This is a genomic window from Halorhodospira sp. 9622, assembly GCF_022228025.1.
In the GTDB taxonomy this organism is placed as follows: Bacteria; Pseudomonadota; Gammaproteobacteria; order Nitrococcales; family Halorhodospiraceae; genus Halorhodospira; species Halorhodospira halophila_A.
Genome location: NZ_JAJNRE010000012.1, coordinates 45,317 through 63,571, shown reverse-complemented (window position 1 = coordinate 63,571; position 18,255 = coordinate 45,317). Strand labels below are relative to the sequence as shown.

The 18,255-nt window shown below is 70.5% G+C and carries 14 protein-coding genes and 1 tRNA gene; 2 read left to right on the top strand and 13 right to left on the bottom strand.

What is annotated here, in order from left to right; translation table 11 throughout:
- Positions 1-6 precede the first annotated feature (6 nt).
- Genes LRG07_RS08455 through leuS form a run of 11 tightly spaced genes read right to left on the bottom strand, consistent with a single transcriptional unit; the run spans position 7 to position 13,157 of the window.
- Entirely contained in the window at positions 7-867 is an 861-nt protein-coding gene (locus LRG07_RS08455) for a carbon-nitrogen hydrolase family protein (RefSeq protein WP_201172726.1), read from the bottom strand.
- The gene (locus LRG07_RS08450) at positions 851-4,264 is read right to left on the bottom strand and encodes a YhdP family protein (RefSeq protein ID WP_238635066.1); all 3,414 of its coding nucleotides are present in this window, start codon (positions 4,262-4,264) and stop codon (positions 851-853) included. Before LRG07_RS08450 ends, LRG07_RS08455 begins: the two co-directional genes overlap by 17 nt.
- A gap of 21 nt (positions 4,265-4,285) precedes the next feature.
- The gene (gene rng, locus LRG07_RS08445; RefSeq protein WP_201172738.1) at positions 4,286-5,734 is read right to left on the bottom strand and encodes a ribonuclease G; all 1,449 of its coding nucleotides are present in this window, start codon (positions 5,732-5,734) and stop codon (positions 4,286-4,288) included.
- A gap of 7 nt (positions 5,735-5,741) precedes the next feature.
- On the bottom strand, positions 5,742-6,323 hold the full coding sequence (locus tag LRG07_RS08440) for a nucleoside triphosphate pyrophosphatase (protein WP_238642139.1): 582 nt from the start codon (positions 6,321-6,323) through the stop codon (positions 5,742-5,744).
- 25 nt (positions 6,324-6,348) lie between these two features.
- Positions 6,349-6,813, bottom strand: a complete 465-nt coding sequence (gene rlmH, locus LRG07_RS08435; RefSeq protein WP_201172744.1) for a 23S rRNA (pseudouridine(1915)-N(3))-methyltransferase RlmH — start codon at positions 6,811-6,813, stop codon at positions 6,349-6,351.
- The gene (rsfS, locus tag LRG07_RS08430; protein WP_201172753.1) at positions 6,789-7,142 is read right to left on the bottom strand and encodes a ribosome silencing factor; all 354 of its coding nucleotides are present in this window, start codon (positions 7,140-7,142) and stop codon (positions 6,789-6,791) included. The genes rlmH and rsfS overlap by 25 nt, the downstream gene beginning before the upstream one ends.
- Before the next feature lie 9 nt (positions 7,143-7,151).
- A complete protein-coding gene (gene nadD, locus LRG07_RS08425; RefSeq protein ID WP_201172755.1) occupies positions 7,152-7,808 on the bottom strand; it encodes a nicotinate-nucleotide adenylyltransferase in 657 nt (218 codons plus the stop codon).
- 19 nt (positions 7,809-7,827) lie between these two features.
- On the bottom strand, positions 7,828-9,102 hold the full coding sequence (locus tag LRG07_RS08420; protein ID WP_201172757.1) for a glutamate-5-semialdehyde dehydrogenase: 1,275 nt from the start codon (positions 9,100-9,102) through the stop codon (positions 7,828-7,830).
- A gap of 49 nt (positions 9,103-9,151) precedes the next feature.
- Positions 9,152-10,156: a DNA polymerase III subunit delta gene (gene holA / locus LRG07_RS08415; RefSeq protein ID WP_238642138.1), complete on the bottom strand. Its 1,005-nt coding sequence runs from the start codon at positions 10,154-10,156 to the stop codon at positions 9,152-9,154.
- Positions 10,156-10,677: an LPS assembly lipoprotein LptE gene (gene lptE, locus LRG07_RS08410; protein WP_238642137.1), complete on the bottom strand. Its 522-nt coding sequence runs from the start codon at positions 10,675-10,677 to the stop codon at positions 10,156-10,158. The genes holA and lptE overlap by 1 nt, the downstream gene beginning before the upstream one ends.
- 26 nt (positions 10,678-10,703) lie before the next feature.
- Positions 10,704-13,157: a leucine--tRNA ligase gene (gene leuS / locus LRG07_RS08405; RefSeq protein WP_201172772.1), complete on the bottom strand. Its 2,454-nt coding sequence runs from the start codon at positions 13,155-13,157 to the stop codon at positions 10,704-10,706.
- Between the two features lie 194 nt (positions 13,158-13,351).
- Between leuS and LRG07_RS08400 the strand changes: the two genes are divergently transcribed.
- Positions 13,352-13,891 (top strand): zinc ribbon-containing protein, encoded by a 540-nt coding sequence (locus LRG07_RS08400; protein ID WP_201172774.1) that lies wholly within the window; start codon positions 13,352-13,354, stop codon positions 13,889-13,891.
- Between the two features lie 110 nt (positions 13,892-14,001).
- Here LRG07_RS08400 and LRG07_RS08395 read toward each other — a convergent pair.
- Positions 14,002-14,076: transfer RNA gene (locus LRG07_RS08395), tRNA-Gly, on the bottom strand.
- Positions 14,077-14,290: 214 nt separating this feature from the next.
- Here LRG07_RS08395 and LRG07_RS08390 point away from each other — a divergent pair.
- Complete coding sequence (locus tag LRG07_RS08390) at positions 14,291-16,327, top strand: ATP-binding protein (RefSeq protein WP_238635069.1); 2,037 nt, start codon at positions 14,291-14,293, stop codon at positions 16,325-16,327.
- A 38-nt stretch (positions 16,328-16,365) separates the two neighbouring features.
- Here LRG07_RS08390 and LRG07_RS14060 read toward each other — a convergent pair whose 3' ends face one another.
- Positions 16,366-18,009 carry a PP2C family protein-serine/threonine phosphatase gene (locus tag LRG07_RS14060; RefSeq protein WP_238642136.1) on the bottom strand — a complete coding sequence of 548 codons (1,644 nt, stop codon included), beginning with the start codon at positions 18,007-18,009 and terminating at the stop codon, positions 16,366-16,368.
- Between the last annotated feature and the right edge of the window lie 246 nt (positions 18,010-18,255).

The window sequence follows — 18,255 nt, the reverse complement described above, 5'->3', positions numbered from 1 at the left end:
GGTCACCTACAACTTGCGGTGAAGGAGGGCCGGGAAACGCTCCCGGATCTCGTGCAGGCGGCTCAGGCTCACCTCCACGGTGATCACCCCGGCGCCGCGTTCCAGGCTCTTCATGACGCGCCCCCACGGGTCGACGATCATGCTCTCACCGTGGGTCTCACGGCCATTGACGTGGTAGCCGCCCTGATCCGACGCCACCACGTAGCAGAGATTCTCGATGGCCCGGGCACGGACCAGCACGCTCCAGTGCGCCTCGCCGGTCACGGCGGTGAAGGCCGATGGAACCGCTAGGATCTCTGCCCCCTGGGCGGCCAGCTCGCGGAATAGCTCCGGGAAGCGCAGGTCGTAGCAGACTGCCACGCCGAGCCGCCCGAGCGGCGTCTCCACCACCAACGGGGTCTCCCCGGGCTGCTGGGTGTTCGATTCCCGATAGGCCTCGCCTGGAGCCACCTCTACATCGAATAGATGAATCTTATCGTAGCAGGCCAGGCGGCTGCCATCGGGACCGTAGACCGTCGCCGCCGGCCGGATGCGCTCAGGAGTCGCGCCCTGCAGCGGGATGGTGCCGCCGACCAGCACGATTCGGTGGCGACGGGCCTGCTCGGCTAGGAACGCCTGGATGGGACCGTTGCCCTCGGCCTCGGCGTGCTTGAGCTTGTCGGTGTCCTGGTAGCCCATGATGGCGAAGTTCTCGGGCAGGACCACCAGCTCGGCCCCGGCCTCGGCGGCCTCGCCGATGAGCCGTTCGGCCTCCTGGAGGTTGGCCTCGACGTGGGGGCCCGAGGCCATCTGCACCGCCGCCAGGTTGTGACGCCGGGACTGGCCGTTCTCGGAGAGCCCTCGGGCTCGATTAGCGCTGTGTTGCATCCTCGACTCCAAGCCTGATGACGCGGGGCTCGTGCCACGGCCCCGCCACGCGATAGCGCACCGCCGCTGCCCGGTCCACCCCCTCGCCCAGCAGTTGATCGGCCAGGAAACCGCCGGCAGCCCCCACCCCGCCGCCGAGCAGCGCCCCGAGTAGCGGCAACGTCGCCCCGAGGCGCGGCTCGACAACGACATGATTATCGTAGACACGCTGCGCCAGATTCATGTTCCCCGATATGGTAACGCGCGCCGCCGGTCCGGCGATGCGCAGATCATCGACGTGGGCGTAGCCACCGGCAGCGGTCACCCGGCCGCTGATGCGATCGAAGGCAAAACCCTGCCCGGAGAGGTCGGCGAAGTCGAGCAGGATCCGCCTCGGCAGCATACGCAGCCCCAGCAGCCCCACCACGCGCCCGGCGCCCGGATCCACGTCGGTGATGCGCCCGTCGTTCATGCGCACCCGCACCGCGCCCACCAGATCGGCCAGCTCCACCCCCCACGGAGCCTGGGGCCAGCCGAGCTCGGCAGAGATGTCGACGTCCGCCACCGTCACCGCCCGCGGTGCCTGCAGCAATCCGAGCAGATCCCCCACATCGCCGCTGCGCAGCCGGCCCCGCAGTGCCGTTCCGGTGGGCCGCCACTCCCCGCTGGTCACCAGGTGCAGCGTGGGCCCGCGGATACTGGCTTCATCCATGTACAGCACCTCGCCGCGGGGGCGCAGCCGGACTCGACCGGCACCGGCCACGCGGCCGGCGAGACGCACACTGGCCACGTCGATATCCACCTCGGGCCAAGCCGCCGCGCCGGGCCCGGCCATGCGGGGACGGGGGTCAGCCAGGTCCGGCCCGGCATCCGGGGCAGCCTGCGGCACCGGCAGATCCAGGTGATCCAGGTCGGCCCGGACCCGCCTCAACGCCTCGTCCCAGGTGACCTGACCGCTGATCAGATCGCCGCGCAGGGCCAGCTGCCCGGGCTGATCGGCGTACCACTCCGCCGCCAGCGTCTGGTCGCCGTACCCCCGTGCGCCGACGGTCAGATCGCCGACGCGCAAGTGGCCACGCAGCGGCAGCGGCGGCCGCCAGGCCGCGCCCTGCGCACCCAGACCGGACAGACCGTCGCCGGCCTGCCCGATCAGCCAGCGCCGCCAGGCATCGAGGTCCAGCTCGTCGATCCGGCCCTCGACGACACTCCCGCGGGTCGGCAACCTCAACGCACCGGGGCCGAAGCGCAGGGCCAGCGACCGCGGCAGGCCGTCTTCGCCCGCCGCCGCCCCGGCGCGCATCAGCTCCTCACCGTAGCTCAGCCAGTACGACTCGAGCCCCCCGGCCGAGAAGCCCAAGTCCGCCTGCACGTGGCGGCGCTCGTCGCGCTCGACCCCGAACGGTGCCGGCAGGGCCATCTGCGTGCCTGCGAGGCTCGAGCGCACCCGCAGGCTCATCTCCGGCCTCTGGAGGTGCGGCTGGAAGGCTGGCAGGCGGGCACGGACCGACCACGGGGCGGCACCGCTCAGCCAGGCCGGATCCTCGGCCAGCCCCTCGAGGAGGCTCGCTGGCGTGCCATGACCGGCGGCGTCGAGGAGGATGCGCGACCGCCCTTCCACGGTGGCGGTACGCACCCCAATCGACAGCGGTTCGCCGCCCCAGCGGCCGGTCAGCTCCCCGGCGCTGCGTATGCCGGCGGCATCGAAGCTCAGGGCACCGGTCAGTGCCTGGGCATGCACCCAGCGATCGATGCCCGCATCGACCCCGTGGAGCTGCACCCGGCCGTCGAGCAGGACCGTCTCGGGGTGAACCATCTCCAGGGGCACGGCCAGATCCAGGTCGAGGGCCATCGGGCCGCTGGCGTACAGCGGCACCGGATCGCCGAGCCACTCGCGCCCCAGCGGAGAGCCGGCGAGGAAGCCCAGACCACCACCGGCATCGCCCTCGCCTCGACCGCGCACGGTGAGGATGGGCTCGCGCAGATCGTGGATACCCACCGCCACGTCGCGCAGTTCCACCCCGTTGGTGTACCCGCGACCGGTGATAGCCATGCTGGCGTTATGGAAGCGCAGGTCGGCGTGGATGCCGGTCAGCCGCGGCCAACCGCGGTCGTAACGCAACTGGCCACCGCGCACCCCGGCACGGACGTCGAAGACACCGTCACCGGCGTCGAAGGGGAAGCGGTCGGGACGGCCGAAGAAGAGCAGCTCGGCACCGTGGGCGGTGCCGCCGAGCAGGCCGTCCTCCAGCCACTCGACCACCTCCGGTGGCGTGACCCCGGCCGGCACGTAGGCGGGCACCCGCTCGATGGGGATTTCATCGGCGCTGGCGCGCAGGAACAACCGCGGGGTGTCACCATCGCCGCCGGTGAGCGACCCGCGCCCGCTGGCGCGGGTATCGGCGTTCTCGACAAACACCCGCGGCAGCTCGACGGACCAGCGCCCGTCGGGCTGCCAGCTACCGCCGAGCACTGCCCGGGCCCGGCCCACGGCGACATCCTCCCGGAACAACCAGGGCAGCTCGAGCGCCGTCTCGGCCGCGGCCAGTTCAGCGGTCCAGTCCCGCCCGGCAAAGCGCGCCTCGGCGGCCAGGTTGTCGACTCCCGGCGCCGGCCGCCGCGGCTCCATGCCCAGGTCACGACCGCGCAGATTGCCGTGGAGAGCATCGGCCCGGCCGTCGGCCAGCTCCAGCCAGAGCCGACCGTCGAGGATCCCGGAGGCACGCGTATCGGTCAGGACGGCTGCCCAGGGAGCCACGGCGACCCCGTCAAACGCCGCATAAACGGTCGCCGCGGCGGGCGCCTGCAAGGGCAACCGGGCGGCCAGCTGCAGCCCCCGGCCCGGCCCAGCCTCGTCCCCGGCGCTGCGCAGGCCGAACTCCAGCGCCTCGGCGTCGCGGCGTCCGGCCAGCTCGAAACGGACACGCTCCCCGGCCGTACCCCGGCGGGGGATCAGCTCCACGGCGGCATCGCGCAACGCCACACGCCGCGGGACCGCCCGCAGGTCCAGCGCCGCCGCCCCTTGCTGCACCCCGTCCCCCAGCCCCGGCACGGACCAGCCATGCCGGTCCGCCTCCACGGTGACGCGCAACCCCGCCGCCGACACGGCGGCCCACCGGAGCGCGCCGGCACGCAGGCTCTCCAGCGGCGCAGGGGTCAGCGTGGTCCGCTCCAGGGTGATCGGCGCCTCGTCCCCGACCCGCACACCGGTCAGCTCGATCCCCGGCCACAGGCCGCGCCAGACCAGATCAGCACTGTCCACGGCCACCGGCGCCCCGAGGGCCTCGGCAGCCAACCGTTCCACCGGCGCGTTCAAGTTGGGGGCCAGCCAGACGGCCAGACGCAGTGCTGCAGCGCCGAACAGCGCCGCCAGCAGCACCAGGCGCAGGCCGCGCAGCACGCGCGGGCCGAAGCGGCGCATCAGGGCAACCATAACGACGGATTATACGGGAATGACGTCGTACTGGTCGGCCACGTAGAGGGACTCGACCTGCAGCTCGATGGGTCGCTCGATGAACTCCTCAAGCTGCGCCAGGCTGGTGGATTCCTCGTCGAGTAGCACCTCAACGACCGACGGCGCGGCCAGCACGATCACCCGCTGCGACTCGAACTGGCGCACCTCGCGCAGGATCTCGCGGAAGATCTCGTAGACCACCGTTTCGGCGCTCTTCACCGTACCCCGGCCACCGCAGGTCGGACACGGCTCGCAGGTCACCTGCTCGAGGCTCTCCCGCGTCCGCTTGCGGGTCATCTCCACCAGCCCCAGCGAGGAGACGGCACCGATCTGCGTCTTGGCGTGATCCCGCTCGAGGGCCTTTTCCAGGGCACGCAGAACCTGGCGGCGGTGCTCGGCGTCGGTCATGTCGATGAAGTCGACGATGATGATGCCGCCGAGGTTGCGCAGGCGCAGCTGCCGGGCGATGGCCTGGGCGGCCTCCAGGTTGGTCTTGAAGATGGTCTCATCGACGTTGCGATTGCCGACGAAACCACCGGTGTTCACATCGATGGTGGTCATCGCCTCGGTCTGATCGATGATCAGATGCCCGCCGGACTTGAGATCCACACGGCGCGACAGAGCGCGCTCGATCTCCTCTTCAACCCCGTAGAGATCGAAGATCGGCCGCTCGCCGGCGTAAAGCTCCACCCGCTCGGCAACATGGGGCAGCAGGTCCTTGCAGAAGTCACGCAGGCGAAGGTAACCCTCGCGGGAGTCCACCCGAACCCGCTCCAAGTCCCGGGTGGCCAGATCCCGCAGGGCACGCAGCAGCAGGGGCAGATCCTCGTGGACCAGGGTCCCGGGCTGCGCCTCGCCGGCGCGCCGGCGGATGCTCTCCCAGAGCCGCACGAGGAAGTCGTGGTCGGCGCTCAGCGCCTCGTCCGCGGCCCCCTCGGCCGCGGTGCGGAAGATCAGCCCGGCCTCCCCGCGCTCGGCGTCGAACCCCTGAGCCACCGCACGCAGCCGCTCGCGCTCGGCCTCCTCCTCGATCCGCGCCGAAATGCCCACGCCCGCGGAGTGCGGGGTCAGGACCAGGTAGCGCGAGGGCACGGTGATCTGCGTGGTGAGCCGGGCCCCCTTGTTGCCGATCGGGTCCTTGATGACCTGCACCAGCAGCGCCTGCTGCTCGCGCAGCAGCCGGTCGATGGGGGGTGGGGGTCCGCCGGATTCGCGCTGCAGATCCGAGACGTGCAGGAAGGCGGTGCGCTCCAGCCCGGCATCCACGAAGGCTGCCTGCATACCGGGCAGCACGCGGCGCACCTGGCCCAGGTAGATGTTGCCCACCAGCCCGCGGCGGCGGGCCCGCTCCAGGTGGACCTCCTGAAGGACGCCGTTCTCGACCAGGGCCACCCGCGTCTCGCGGGGGGTGAGGTTGATGAGGATCTCCTGGCTCACGCGCCCCCTACCAGCGCTCGCGCCAGGGGATCTCGAGCTTGTCGAGCAGCAGCGTGGTCTCGTAGAGCGGCAGCCCCATGACCCCGGTGTAACTACCCTCCAGGTGTTCGACGAAGACCCCGCCCCGGCCCTGGATGGCGTAGGCCCCCGCCTTGTCCACCGGCTCGCCGCTGGCCCAGTAGCGGGCCCGCTCCTCGGCGGTGATCTCGCGCAGGGTCACCTGGCTGACCGACAGCCGGGTGGCCTCGCGATCGTCGACCAGCGCCACCCCGGTCACCACCCGGTGGGTCTGCCCCGACAGGCGCTCGAGCATACCGTGGGCGTGGGCCTCGCTGGCGGGCTTGCCGAGGATCTCACCGTCGAGGACCACCGCGGTATCCGCGCCGAGCGCCGGCGCCTTTTGCTCAGCAGCGGCGTAGCCGCGCCGGGCCTTCTCCAGGGCCATGCGCAGGACGAACATCTCGGCGCCCTCACCGGGCTCCGGGGTTTCGTCGACGGCGACCGGCAGCGTGTGATACCCGATACCAATGCGCTCGAGCAATTCGCGCCGGCGGGGCGACCCGGATGCGAGGATGATGTAAGGCTCCATTTCCCTAGACCTTGTGGCGGTGCGCTCAGGTTCGATGATACGGATGCCCGCTGAGCAGCGTCCAGGCGCGGTAGACCTGCTCGGCGACCAGCACCCGCACCAGCATGTGCGGAAGGGTCAGCGGCGACAGCGACCAACAGGCATCGGCGCGCTCGCGGACCGCCTCACTCAGCCCGTCGGCGCCGCCGATGACGAAGGCTGCCTCGCCACCCTCGTGGCTCCAGCGCTCCAGGCTGCGCGCCCACTGCCGGGTGTCGCGGGGCTTGCCGGCCTCGTCCAGGGCCACGCAGACCGCCCGCGACGGCAGCGCCCGGAGTAGCCGCTCGCCCTCGCGCTCGCGGGCGTGGGGGTCGTCGTTGCCGCGCCCGCCGGCACTGACCTCGTGCAGTTCCAGACGCCACCCCCTGCCCAGGCGCCGGGCGTAGTCCTCGAAACCGTCCCGCACCCAGCGCGGCGGCTTCTGGCCTACTGCGACGAGGTGGAGGCGCACGCCTCGTCCATCTCCCACATGCGCTCAAGCCGGTAGAAATCGCGGCTCTCCCGGGTCATGACGTGGACCACGGCATCACCCAGGTCGATCAGCACCCACTCCGAGTTCGGCTCGTCGCCCTCCACGCCCAGCGGCGTCAGCCCGCTGGCCTTGGCGTCGTCGACCAGGCTGCGCGCCACCGCGTGCACGTGGCGACGGGAGGTGCCAGTGGTGACCACGATCAGGTCGGTCACCGGCGTGCGCCCGCGGACATCAATGGCCACCGTGTCCAGGGCCTTGATCCCGTCGAGGGACTCGCGGATCCGTTGCTCCAGCTCTTCCACCACCATGACGACCTCTTACAACTGCGGATAGCCGTACCAGCCCGCCTCGACCACCCGCTGCCGCACCGCCTCGGGCAGCAGATAGCGCACGGACCGACCCACGGCCAGGGAACGGCGGATCCCCGTGGCGGAGATATCCACCGGTGTCACCGCCTGGAACAGGATGCGCCCGGCCGGGCTATGACGCAGGCCCGCCGGCTCTTCGGTGACGCGGTCGGCCACTTCCTCGGCAAGTGCTTCGGGCAGCGCGCCGCGCACGCCGGGCCGCTCAGTGACCACGACGTGGGCACGCTCGAACAGCAGCCGCCAGCGCGACCAGCCCGGCAGGCCCAGGAACGTGTCGTAGCCAAGGATCAGACAAAGCGAGACCCCGCCCAGCTCGGCTCGGAGCTCGGCCAGCGTGTCGACGGTGTAGGAGGGGCCGTCGCGATGGAGCTCGCGCTCATCGACACAGGCGCTGGGATTGCCCGCCACGGCCCGGCGCACCAGCTCCGCCCGCTGCTCCGGCCCGACCCGCGGGCGAGCGCGGTGGGGCGGGATGCGCGCCGGGATCAGGCGCAGCTCGGAGAGTTGTACCGCCTCGCGGACCTCCTCAGCCGGGCGCAGGTGACCGTAGTGGATCGGGTCGAACGTGCCACCAAGCAGGCCAATGGTGCGCAGCGGTTGTCTCACGCGGCGACTCACCTCGCTGTCAGCTGCGGACGTGGCCGTCACCAAGGACGATCCACTTCTCGGTGGTCAGCCCTTCCAGCCCCACCGGGCCGCGGGCGTGGAGCTTGTCGGTGCTGATCCCGATCTCGGCACCGAGGCCGTACTCCTGACCGTCGGCGAAACGGGTCGAGGCATTGACCATCACCGAGCTGGAATCCACCTCGCGGAGGAAGCGCTGGGCCAGCGGATAACTCTCGGTGACGATGGCCTCGGTATGCCCGGAGCTATAGCGCTCGATGTGCGCCACGGCCTCTTCGAAACCGTCCACCACTCGCACCGAGAGGGTCGGCCCCAGGTATTCGGTAGCCCAGTCCGCTTCCGTGGCAGGTACAGCCTCGGCGAGCCGGTCCCGGGTGCGCTGGCAGCCGCGCACCTCGATCCCGGCCTCGCGCAACTGGCGGCCGATCTCCGGGAGGACGCGCCCGGCGGCGGCCTCGTCCACCAGCAGCGTCTCCATCGTGTTGCAGGTGCCCAGGCGCTGCGTCTTGGCATTGACGGCGATGGCCACTGCCTTGTCGGTATCGGCCGCCCCGTCGATGTAGACGTGACAGACCCCATCGAGGTGCTTGATCACCGGCACCCGCGCCTCGCGCGCGATGCGCTCGACCAGGCCCTTGCCGCCGCGCGGGACGATCACGTCCACCGACTCGGGCATCTGGATCAGGGCGCCGACGGCATCCCGATCCGTGGTCGCGACCACCTGGACGCCGTCGCCGGGCAGCCCGGCATCTTCCAGCCCGGCGCGGATCTGCTCGGCGATGGCCCGATTGGAACGGATCGCCTCGGAGCCGCCGCGCAGGATGGTGGCGTTGCCCGACTTGATGCACAGCCCGGCGGCATCGGCGGTGACGTTGGGACGAGACTCGTAGATGATGCCGATCACCCCGATGGGCATGCGCATGCGGCCGACCTGGATCCCCGAGGGCCGCGCGGAGAGTTCGCGCACCGCGCCAACCGGGTCCGGCAGCCCGGCGATCTCGCGCAACCCGTCGGCCATACCCTGGATGCGCCCCGGGGTCAGCTCCATGCGGTCGATCAGGGCCGGATCGAGCCCGGCCTCGCGGGCAGCGTCCAGGTCCGCGGCGTTGGCCGCGGCGATGGCCTCGGCACCCGCCTCGATGCGGGCGGCAATGGCTGCCAGGGCGCTGTTACGCGCCCCGGTGCCGGAACGTGCCAGGGCACGCCCGGCCGCCCGGGCCTGCTGCCCGACCCGGCGGATGGTCTCGGTGATGTCGCTCGACTGCTCTGCACTCATCGGGTTTGCTCAAATGGCCTCGATCAGGAACAGGGTGTACCTTCCGGCACTATTTTGCCATGGCACGCGCCAGGCGAGAGACCAGGGCCCGCAGCTGCTCCCACGGCTCCCCCGGCGGGAGCCCCTTGATCGCCCGATCCACCCGGTGGCAGCGCTGCAGCAACTGCCGCCAGGTGGCCACCGGGCGCCGGCGGGCGGCATTGCGCAACCGCGCGGCCCGCCGCTTCCAGATCCGCTCGCGCTGCAGCACGCCCTCGTCGGCGCCGGCCGCCAGCCGTGCCGCCACACGGATATCCCGGGCCAGGGCCCAGAGGATCAGCGGAGGCTGCACGCCCTCCTCCTCCAGCGCGGCCAGAACGCGCAGCGCCCGCGTCCACTCCCCGTCCAGGGCAGCGTCGGCCAGATCGTCCACGGTATAGCGGGCGCTGTCGGCCAGGGCCCCGGCGGCCGTCTCGACATCCACACCGCCCCCGCTGCCGACGAGCAGGCGCAGCTTCTCCACCGCCTGGTCCGCAGCCAGCAGGTTGCCCTCGGAGCGCTCGGCGATGAGCGCCGCCGCCTCGGGGTCCGCCTGCAGCCCGGCGCGGCGCAGCCGCTCGGCCACCCAGCGCGGCATGTCGCGGCCCGGCACCGGCCAGCAGTAGACAAAGATGCCGGCCCCGGCCAGCGCCCGCGCCCACGCCGCCTCCCGGGCCGAACGCTCCAGGCGGCCACTGGTCACCAGCAAGACGGTGTCCTCCGGGGCGTCGCGGCAGTAGGACTTGAGGGCCTCGGCCCCGTCGCGCCCGGGCTTGCCGCCGGGCATGCGCACCTCCAGGAGGCGGCGATCGCCGAACAGCGACAGGCTGCCCGCAGCCTCGGTCAGCCGCCCCCAGTCGAACCCGGCATCGACATCGAGCACCTCGCGCTCGGCGTGGCCGGCCTCGCGCGCGGCCCGGCGCACGGCGTCGACGGCCTCGCGCTGGAGCAGCGGCTCCTCGCCGGCGATGAAGCAGACCCGCGGCAGCGCCCCCCGCTCCAGCTGCCGGTAGAGGGCCTCTGGACGCTCGGCCATCAGCGCAGGGCCTGCAGCCGCAGCATCAACAGGCGCACGGCGTCGGCACGCAGCTCGTCCTCCAACTCCGACTCCCGGGCGCGGCGCTCGTCGGCACCCCCGGCGGGGGCGGCAAAGGTGCGTTGCGCATCCAAGGACGTGCGCTGGATGCGGGTCTCGCCGGCGGCGTCGGCCACGCTGTAGTCGATGGTGTAGGTCAGCCGGTAGTCCTGCGCATCACCATCGGCACCGACGGAGGCGGTCTCGCGGCTGCTGCCCCGCCCGTGGAGGGTGAGTACCCAGTCGGCCTCGGCGGCGCTCTCGGTGTACTGCCCGCCGCCCCCCTCGATGGCGCGGCGCACCTCGCGGCGCAGCTCGCTGCTACCCGCCTCGTCCACCACCTGAATGACCCGGTCGTCCAGCGAGATCCCGCCCGGGGCGCCACGCAGCTGCCAACCGCAGGCGCTCAGCGCCAGGGCCAGTACTGCCACGCCCAGCAGCCCGACCACCCCCTGGGACCGGTTCCGCCACGATAATCGCATCCGCACCCCCTGGCGGCGGAAGGCCGCTACTTGGCCACCACGTTGATGAGCTTGCCGGGGACGAAGACCACCTTCCTGATCTCCTTGTCGGCCACGAAGCGCTGCACGTTGTGCTCGGCCAGCGCCGCCTCCCGGGCCTGCTGCTCATCGGCGTCGGCGGGCAGGGTGACGTGGCCGCGAAGCTTGCCGTTAACCTGGACCACCAGCTCCACCTCGTCACGGACCAGCGCCTGCTCGTCCGCCTCGGGCCAGGCGGCCTCGACCACCGGGGCCGTATGGCCGAGCTCGAACCACAGGTGGTGGCAAAGGTGCGGGGTGATCGGCGCCAGGATCAGCACGGCTGCCTCCAGCCCCTCCTGCATCACCGCACGGCCAGCGTCGCTGTCGTCCCCGGCCTTGCCCAGGGCGTTGCACAGCTCCATCACCGCCGCGATGGCGGTATTGAAGGTGAAGCGCTTGCCGATGTCATCGGAGGCCTTGGCGATGGTCTCGTGAACCTTGCGCCGCAAATCGCGCTGGGGGTCGCTGAGCGCCTGCGGATCCAGCGCCGGCGCCGAACCGCGTGCGACGTGATCGCGCACCAGGCCATGGAGGCGGCGCAGGAAGCGGTAAGCGCCCTCGACCCCGGAATCCGACCACTCCAGGGACTGATCCGGCGGCGCCGCGAACATGGTGAACAGGCGCACGGTATCCGCGCCGAAACGTTCGACGAGCTCTTGGGGGTCGACGGTATTGCCCTTGGACTTGGACATCTTGGTCCCGTCCTTGAGCACCATGCCCTGGGTGAGCAGCCGGGTAAACGGCTCATCGGAGCTGACCAGCCCCTCGTCGCGCAACACCTTGTGGTAGAAACGCGCGTAAAGCAGATGCAGAACGGCGTGCTCGATCCCACCGATGTACTGATCCACCGGGGCCCAGTGGTCCGCCCGCTCGTCGAGCATGGCGCTGTCCTGATCGGCGCAGGCGAAGCGGGCGAAGTACCAGGACGACTCCATGAAGGTGTCGAAGGTGTCCGTCTCACGCTGCGCCGCACCGCCACACTCGGGGCAGGTGGTCTCGTAGAACGACGGCATGGACTTGATCGGCGAGCCGCTACCGCTGATCGCCACGTCCTCGGGCAGCGTCACCGGCAGCTGATCGTCGGGAACGGGGACCGGGCCACAGTCGGCACAGTGGATCATGGGGATCGGGGCGCCCCAGTAGCGCTGCCGCGACACACCCCAGTCGCGCAGGCGGTACTGCACCCGACGCTGGCCCCGCCCCTCGCCCTCGAGGCGCTCGGCGATGGCCACGAAGGCGCGATCAGAGGGCATGCCGCTGAACGGGCCGGAGTCGGCCAACACGCCGTAGTCGCTGAAGGCACCGGCGGAGATGTCCAGCTCGCTGCCGTCGGCCGGGTGCACGACGGGCCGGATGGGCAGCCCATAGGCGCTGGCGAACTCCCAGTCACGCTGATCGTGGGCGGGCACCGCCATGACCGCGCCGGACCCGTACTCCATGAGCACGAAGTTGGCAACCCAGACCGGGATCCGCTCACCGGTGAGCGGATGCACGGCCTCGAGCCCGGTGTCGGCGCCGCGCTTCTCGCGGGTGGCCAGATCGGCCTCCGCCGTGCCGCCCGAGCGGGCTTCGTCAACCAGCTCGGCGATGGCCGGGTTGCCCTCGGACAGCTCCAGGCTGATCGGATGCTCCGGCGCCAGGCCCATATAGGTGACCCCGTAGAGGGTGTCCGGGCGCGTGGTAAAGACGGTCAGCTGCTCGTCGCGACCGGCCAGATCGAAACTCAGCTCGACGCCCTCGGAACGGCCAATCCAGTTGCGCTGCATATTGCGCACCTGCTCGGGCCACCCTTCGAGCTCATCGAGCGCCTCGAGCAGCTCGTCGGCGTAGTCGGTGATACGCAGGAACCACTGCGGGATCTCGCGCCGCTCGACCAGGGCCCCGGAGCGCCAGCCCCGCCCCTCGATCACCTGCTCGTTGGCGAGCACGGTCTGATCCACCGGGTCCCAGTTCACCGCCGCGGTATCGCGGTAGACCAGCCCCTTGCGGTAGAGCCGCGTGAACAGCCACTGCTCCCAGCGGTAGTAGTCGGGATCGCAAGTGGCCAGCTCGCGGGACCAGTCGTACCCAAAGCCGAGCCCCTTGAGCTGCTCGCGCATGGCGGCGATGTTCTCGCGGGTCCACGCTGCCGGTGGCACCCCGCGCTCCATGGCGGCGTTCTCGGCGGGCAGTCCGAAGGCGTCCCAGCCCATGGGCTGGAGGACGTTGTAGCCCTGCATGCGCTTATACCGGCTGACCACGTCGCCGATGGTGTAGTTGCGTACGTGGCCCATGTGCAGCCGTCCGCTGGGGTACGGGAACATCGACAGGCAGTAGTACTTGGGGCGTCCGGTGTCCTCGCGCGCCCTGAAGGTCTGCTGCTGCTCCCAGTAGGCCTGGGCCTCGGCTTCGATCTCTTTCGGTCGGTACTGGTTGTCCATCGGTGTCTGTCGCTTTCCCGGGCAGGTGAGCCGTGCAGGATAACGGAGCCACGTCCCGGGGTTCTAGTTGCGCGGCCCCCGGATCCGCCGGGCAGGCTCGCATCCGGCAAGCAATCTGCACATCGGCCGGCGTTGCTAGTACCTTGGTACCCAGTACCCGAGGTGCGATGGCATCGACCCGACACGGAGGCCGCATGAGCAAAAAGTCCGACCCGGAACACCAGGCGGGCCACCTGCCCACCAGCTACGAGCGCATGCTCACCCGCCTGCGCGAGCGCTTCGCCAGCTGCGAGGATGGCGGCCCGCGCCTGGCCCAAGCCCTGGAGGAGGTCAAGCGAGCCATGGTCGCCGACGGCGAACTGCCCCGCGCCGACGCCGACCGGGTGGGCGACGCCCTGCAGCGCGACCTGGAGGAGGCGGGCGCCTGGCTGGCCGACCGCAGCCACGACCACCCGCTGCGCGACTGGCTGCGCATGGACCTACAGATGCTGGAGAGCTGGCTGTGGGACGCCTTTTCCTCGGTGGCCGACCGCACCAGCATGGAACTGCGCGGATTCGTAACCACCGGCGAGCCCAGCCTCTACCACACCGACGAGATCGCCGGCCCCGGCGAACTGGCGTGCATCGCCTGCGGGCGCACCATCACGCTGCAGCGCCCCGGCCACATCCCGCCGTGCCCGGGCTGCGAGCACACCGAGTTTGTACGCACGGCACACCGCGACGCAGAGCGGTAATGTGTTGACGGACAAGACGCGGAGGTGGCCCGTGGCGAGGGACGGGCCACTCGGACTCGGCGCGATTCACTGCGCCATGAAGCAGGAAACAACGGAAAAGGGAGGGGAGATGGAGCGGGTGATGGGATTCGAACCCACGACCCCAACCTTGGCAAGGTTGTGCTCTACCACTGAGCTACACCCGCTGTGTCGTTACGGGTGCGCATTCTACAGGCATCGCCGCCGGCGTCAACCCCCTTGTTTCTGCAGGCAATGGCGAGAGCCGGGGCTCGCGTGCCACGGCCACTTGAAACCCCGCCCCGAAGCGGGTAATGCTGAGCAGAACTGGACCCGGGGCCTGGAAGCCGTATCGGCCCGTGCAACCCGTCCAAGCCGAACCGGCCGCCCCAGGGAGGCGCCATGAAGTCCGCCCCGATTCCCGATGACGAACACATCCGGCTAGCGGCACTGTACAGCTACCGCATCCTCGACACCGAGGCCGAGGCGGCCTTCGATCGCTGTGTCCGCACCCTCTGCCGAATCTACGACGTACCCATCGCCGCGGTCTCCTTCGTCGACCGCGACCGGCAGTGGTTCAAGTCGGCCCGCGGCCTGGAAGACTGCGAAACCCCCCGCTCCATCTCGTTCTGCGGTCACGTCATCGCGGAAGGGGGGCTGCTGGTGGTCGAGGACGCGCGCACCGATCCGCGTTTCCACGACAATCCGCTCGTCACCGGCCCTCCCGGCATCCGCTTCTACGCGGGTGCCCCACTGGTCACGCCCGCCGGGCAACCCGTCGGGGTCCTCTGCATCCAGGACCGCGAACCGCGCACGATCAGCAAGGAGGAGCTGATCCCGCTGGAGGATCTGGCCGATCTGCTCATCGCGCAGCTCGAGCTGCGTCACCGCGAGAACGAGCAGCGGCTGCGCCGGCAGCTGGAGCACCGGCAGCGCGAGCTCGAAGCCATCTTCCAGGCGGCCACCTCGGTCAGCCTGATCAAGACGGACCTGGAGGGGATCATCGAGGAGACGAGCACCGGCACCGAGGCGCTCTTCGGGTATGCCCGCCACGAGTTGGTCGGCCGGCCGGTCTCGCTGGTCCACCTCCCCGAGGACCGTTTCCACCCGGAGGCCATCATCGAGCACCTCCGCCACGATTCCACCCCGGTGCGCCGCGAGATGGAGCTGCTGCGCAGCGACGGCACCACCTTCCCGGCGGTCTTCTCGGTCCACCCGATCACCGATAGCGACAACAACCTCATCGCCACCCTGAGCGTGACCTTCGACATCAGCGATCAGAAGTGGGTGGAGCAGCAGCTGGAGCAGGCCCTGCGCGCCAAGAGCGACTTCCTGAACGCCATCAGCCACGATCTGCGCACCCCGCTGAATGCGCTGATGGGGTTCTCCCAGCTGCTCGCCGAGACGGACCTCACGGCGGAGGAACGCAGGCGCTACGCCGAATACTGCCAGCGCGGCGGCGAACGACTGCACGGGCTGATCGACTCGCTGCTGGAGCTCAGCCAGCTGCAGAGTGGCCGCCTACAGGCGCATACCGAACCGCTGGACCTCCCCTCGCTGATCGAGGGGCAATGCGCCCTCTATCGGCCGACCGCGCGAGCGAAGGGCATCGATCTGATCTGCCGAGTCGATGCCGGGCTCCCGCGCTGGGTGCGGGGCGACCGGACGCGACTGGAACAGGCGCTCTCCAACCTCATCGATAACGCCGTCAAGTACACCACGGCCGGCGGGGTCACCGTGACGGCCCGCCCCGAGGGCGAACAGCTGGCCTTTGCCATCGAGGACACCGGCCCCGGCATTCCCGCGGCGACGCGAGACCAAGTTTTCGCGGCCTTCGATCGGGGCGACTACGAAGGCGAGCAACCGGGGCACGGGCTCGGGCTGGCCATTACCCGGGAAGTCGCGCAGATGATCGGCGGCGACCTCCACCTGCACAGCGTCGAAGGCCGGGGATCGACCTTCACCCTGACCACCCCGCTGGAGGCGCTGGACGACCGGCGCGCCTCCCGGGCGCAGCGCCCGCCGACAGAGACGACGGAGCGCCCCCCGCCCGGTCTACGCATCCTGGTCGCCGAGGACGAACCGACCAACGCCATGCTGGCGCAGACCCTTCTGGAACGGATGGAGGCCCGGGTCACCGTAGTCGAGGACGGCGCGAGCGCGCTGCGCACCTGGCGCCAACACCCCTTCGACCTCCTCCTGCTCGACCTGCAGATGCCCGGTCTCGACGGCCTGCGGCTGACGCGGGCAATCCGCGACGAGGAGGCCGAGGGCCGGGACGCGCCCCCGGTCCCGATCGCCCTTTTCACGGCCCACGCGCGCAGCGAGGTGGAGCAGCAGGGCTTCGAGGCCGGTTGCGACGAATTCCTCACCAAGCCGGCCCGCCGGTCCGATCTCGAGGCACTGCTGGTGCGCCTGGCGCCCCGGGACCCTCCCTGACCGGCTGCACGCCCGCACCGGAGCACCGCTCCCGGCGACTAGGCGGACGGAGCGGATGCCCTTGGACAGCCTTCGGCGGCCTCCGCAAAGAGTTCGTCGAAAGACACCCCCAGCAGGGTCAGATCGTCGCCGGCCTCGCTGTCGCCGCGCCATGCGGCCACATCCGCGAGCAGCGCATCGAAGGCCTCTCCCGGACGGGTGTGCGCCAGGAGGGCTTCCACTCGCTCCTCCCCGTAGCGCACGCCGGCGGGCGACGCCATCTCGGTCAGGCCGTCGGAGCAGGCGATCAGCCGGGCACCGGCAAACAGCGGATGGTACGCCAACCGCCGGTGCTCGACCGCCCCGCCAGGGACGGCCGCCAGCGGCAGGCCCTCGGCATCGAGCCTCGTCTCACCCCCTCCCGGACCGAGGAGCCAGGCCCGGGGCATGCCTCCGCTCCAGACCCCCAGACGACGCTCGCGGCAGTCGATCTCGAAGAGCGCGGCAGCGAGGAACATCTCGGGCGGCAGGTTGCGGTAAAGCCGGTCGTTGACAGTCTCGAGCAGCGCCTCGCTGTCCAGCCCACGCCGAACCATGTCGTAGAAAAGGGCTGCCAGGGCCGGCACCCCCACCGCGGAGCCAATTCCGTGTCCGGTAAAGTCGCCGAGCAGGAGCACCAGGGTGCCGTCCGGCCGGCGCTCGGCAAGGAAGACATCACCGCCAAGCATTGCGGCCGGCTGATAGGCGTACCGCACCCCCGGCGCCTCCCGGGCCGCGGAGGCCGTAGCGCGCGCCACGATGCGCTGCGCCGTCTCCTGCTCCTCATCCAGCTGGGCCTGGTGGGCGTCGAGAACCGCCTTGTCCGCCGCAACCGTCTGCAGCCGACGGATCAGGGCATCGACCTGGTGCATGACGCGGTTGAGCTCGGAGAACCCCAGACTGATGGTCCGCGGCTGAAAGTCCTCAAGATCGCCGATGGCATTGACCCGCTCGACCTGTGCGCTGAAGCGCTCCAGCGAGCGGGTCAGGTGCACGTTGAGCCAGTGGGCGGCGGCCGCTCCGGCGAGCAGAGTCAGGGGCACGAAAATCAGGAACAGCCAGCCGAAGCCGGCACGAGCCTCGCTCAGCTGGGGACTGAGGTCCTGTTTGACCGCCACGACGCCAAGGACATCGCCGGAGTCGGCATTGACATGGCAGTCGAGGCACTCGCTTTGCGCCACGACAGGCATGACGTGCCGCTGCCGGGTACCGTCCCGGCGATGCTGGGACTCCCCGGTGGCCAGGGCCTGCTCGATGACCGGGTCCGGCTCCCGGGAACCCTCGACGGGCCCGTACAGCGCCTCGACTGGATCACCACGGTAGAGCGCCACCCCAAGCGGACTGTCGTCGTAGGTCGCCTCCAGCGCGTCGATGTAGGCCTCAAGATCCTCCCGGCCCCAACCACGGCTCATGACCTGGAACATGGAGCTGAAGGTGTGTTCGGCCGTTGCCTCGGCCGTGCGCTCGGCGTGATCGCGGATGAGGCTTTCGTGGATGAACAGCGTCACCGAGGCGGTCGCTAGAAAGGTGCCCAGGGCAACCGATACGACCATCACCGCCAGCAGGGCCCTCAAGCTCAGCCGTGCGCCGCCCCATGATGCCCACCAACCGCTGGTCATTCGCCCGCCGCTCGCCGCCACCCGCTGATCATGCCGTCGTGTCACCCTCCAGAATCGGTTAAGCAGCAAATCGCCTGACCATCCCCCCCAGGCCGCGGCCCACCGGCAGCGGTACTCTACGCGATCACCCACGCACACGGTAGACCGCTATCCGACGGCGCCCTCTAAGGAGGCGTGCTGCGCGTGCACCGGATGGTCAACGGATGCCCACCCGCCCATCACGCGGTAGAATCAGGGGTATCGCGACCGTAACCCTACGGATCATCCACCCCTGTTCGTTAACGCGGCGGA

Coding starts and splice junctions, on each gene's coding strand:
- holA (WP_238642138.1), bottom strand. CDS start 10,156: ATGGCCGAGCGTCCAGAGGCCCTCTACCGGCAGCTGGAGCGGGGGGCG.
- LRG07_RS08420 (WP_201172757.1), bottom strand. CDS start 9,102: ATGAGTGCAGAGCAGTCGAGCGACATCACCGAGACCATCCGCCGGGTC.
- leuS (WP_201172772.1), bottom strand. CDS start 13,157: ATGGACAACCAGTACCGACCGAAAGAGATCGAAGCCGAGGCCCAGGCC.
- lptE (WP_238642137.1), bottom strand. CDS start 10,677: ATGCGATTATCGTGGCGGAACCGGTCCCAGGGGGTGGTCGGGCTGCTG.
- LRG07_RS08390 (WP_238635069.1), top strand. CDS start 14,291: ATGAAGTCCGCCCCGATTCCCGATGACGAACACATCCGGCTAGCGGCA.
- LRG07_RS08450 (WP_238635066.1), bottom strand. CDS start 4,264: ATGCGCCGCTTCGGCCCGCGCGTGCTGCGCGGCCTGCGCCTGGTGCTG.
- LRG07_RS08440 (WP_238642139.1), bottom strand. CDS start 6,323: ATGGAGCCTTACATCATCCTCGCATCCGGGTCGCCCCGCCGGCGCGAA.
- LRG07_RS08455 (WP_201172726.1), bottom strand. CDS start 867: ATGCAACACAGCGCTAATCGAGCCCGAGGGCTCTCCGAGAACGGCCAG.
- LRG07_RS08400 (WP_201172774.1), top strand. CDS start 13,352: ATGAGCAAAAAGTCCGACCCGGAACACCAGGCGGGCCACCTGCCCACC.
- rsfS (WP_201172753.1), bottom strand. CDS start 7,142: ATGGTGGTGGAAGAGCTGGAGCAACGGATCCGCGAGTCCCTCGACGGG.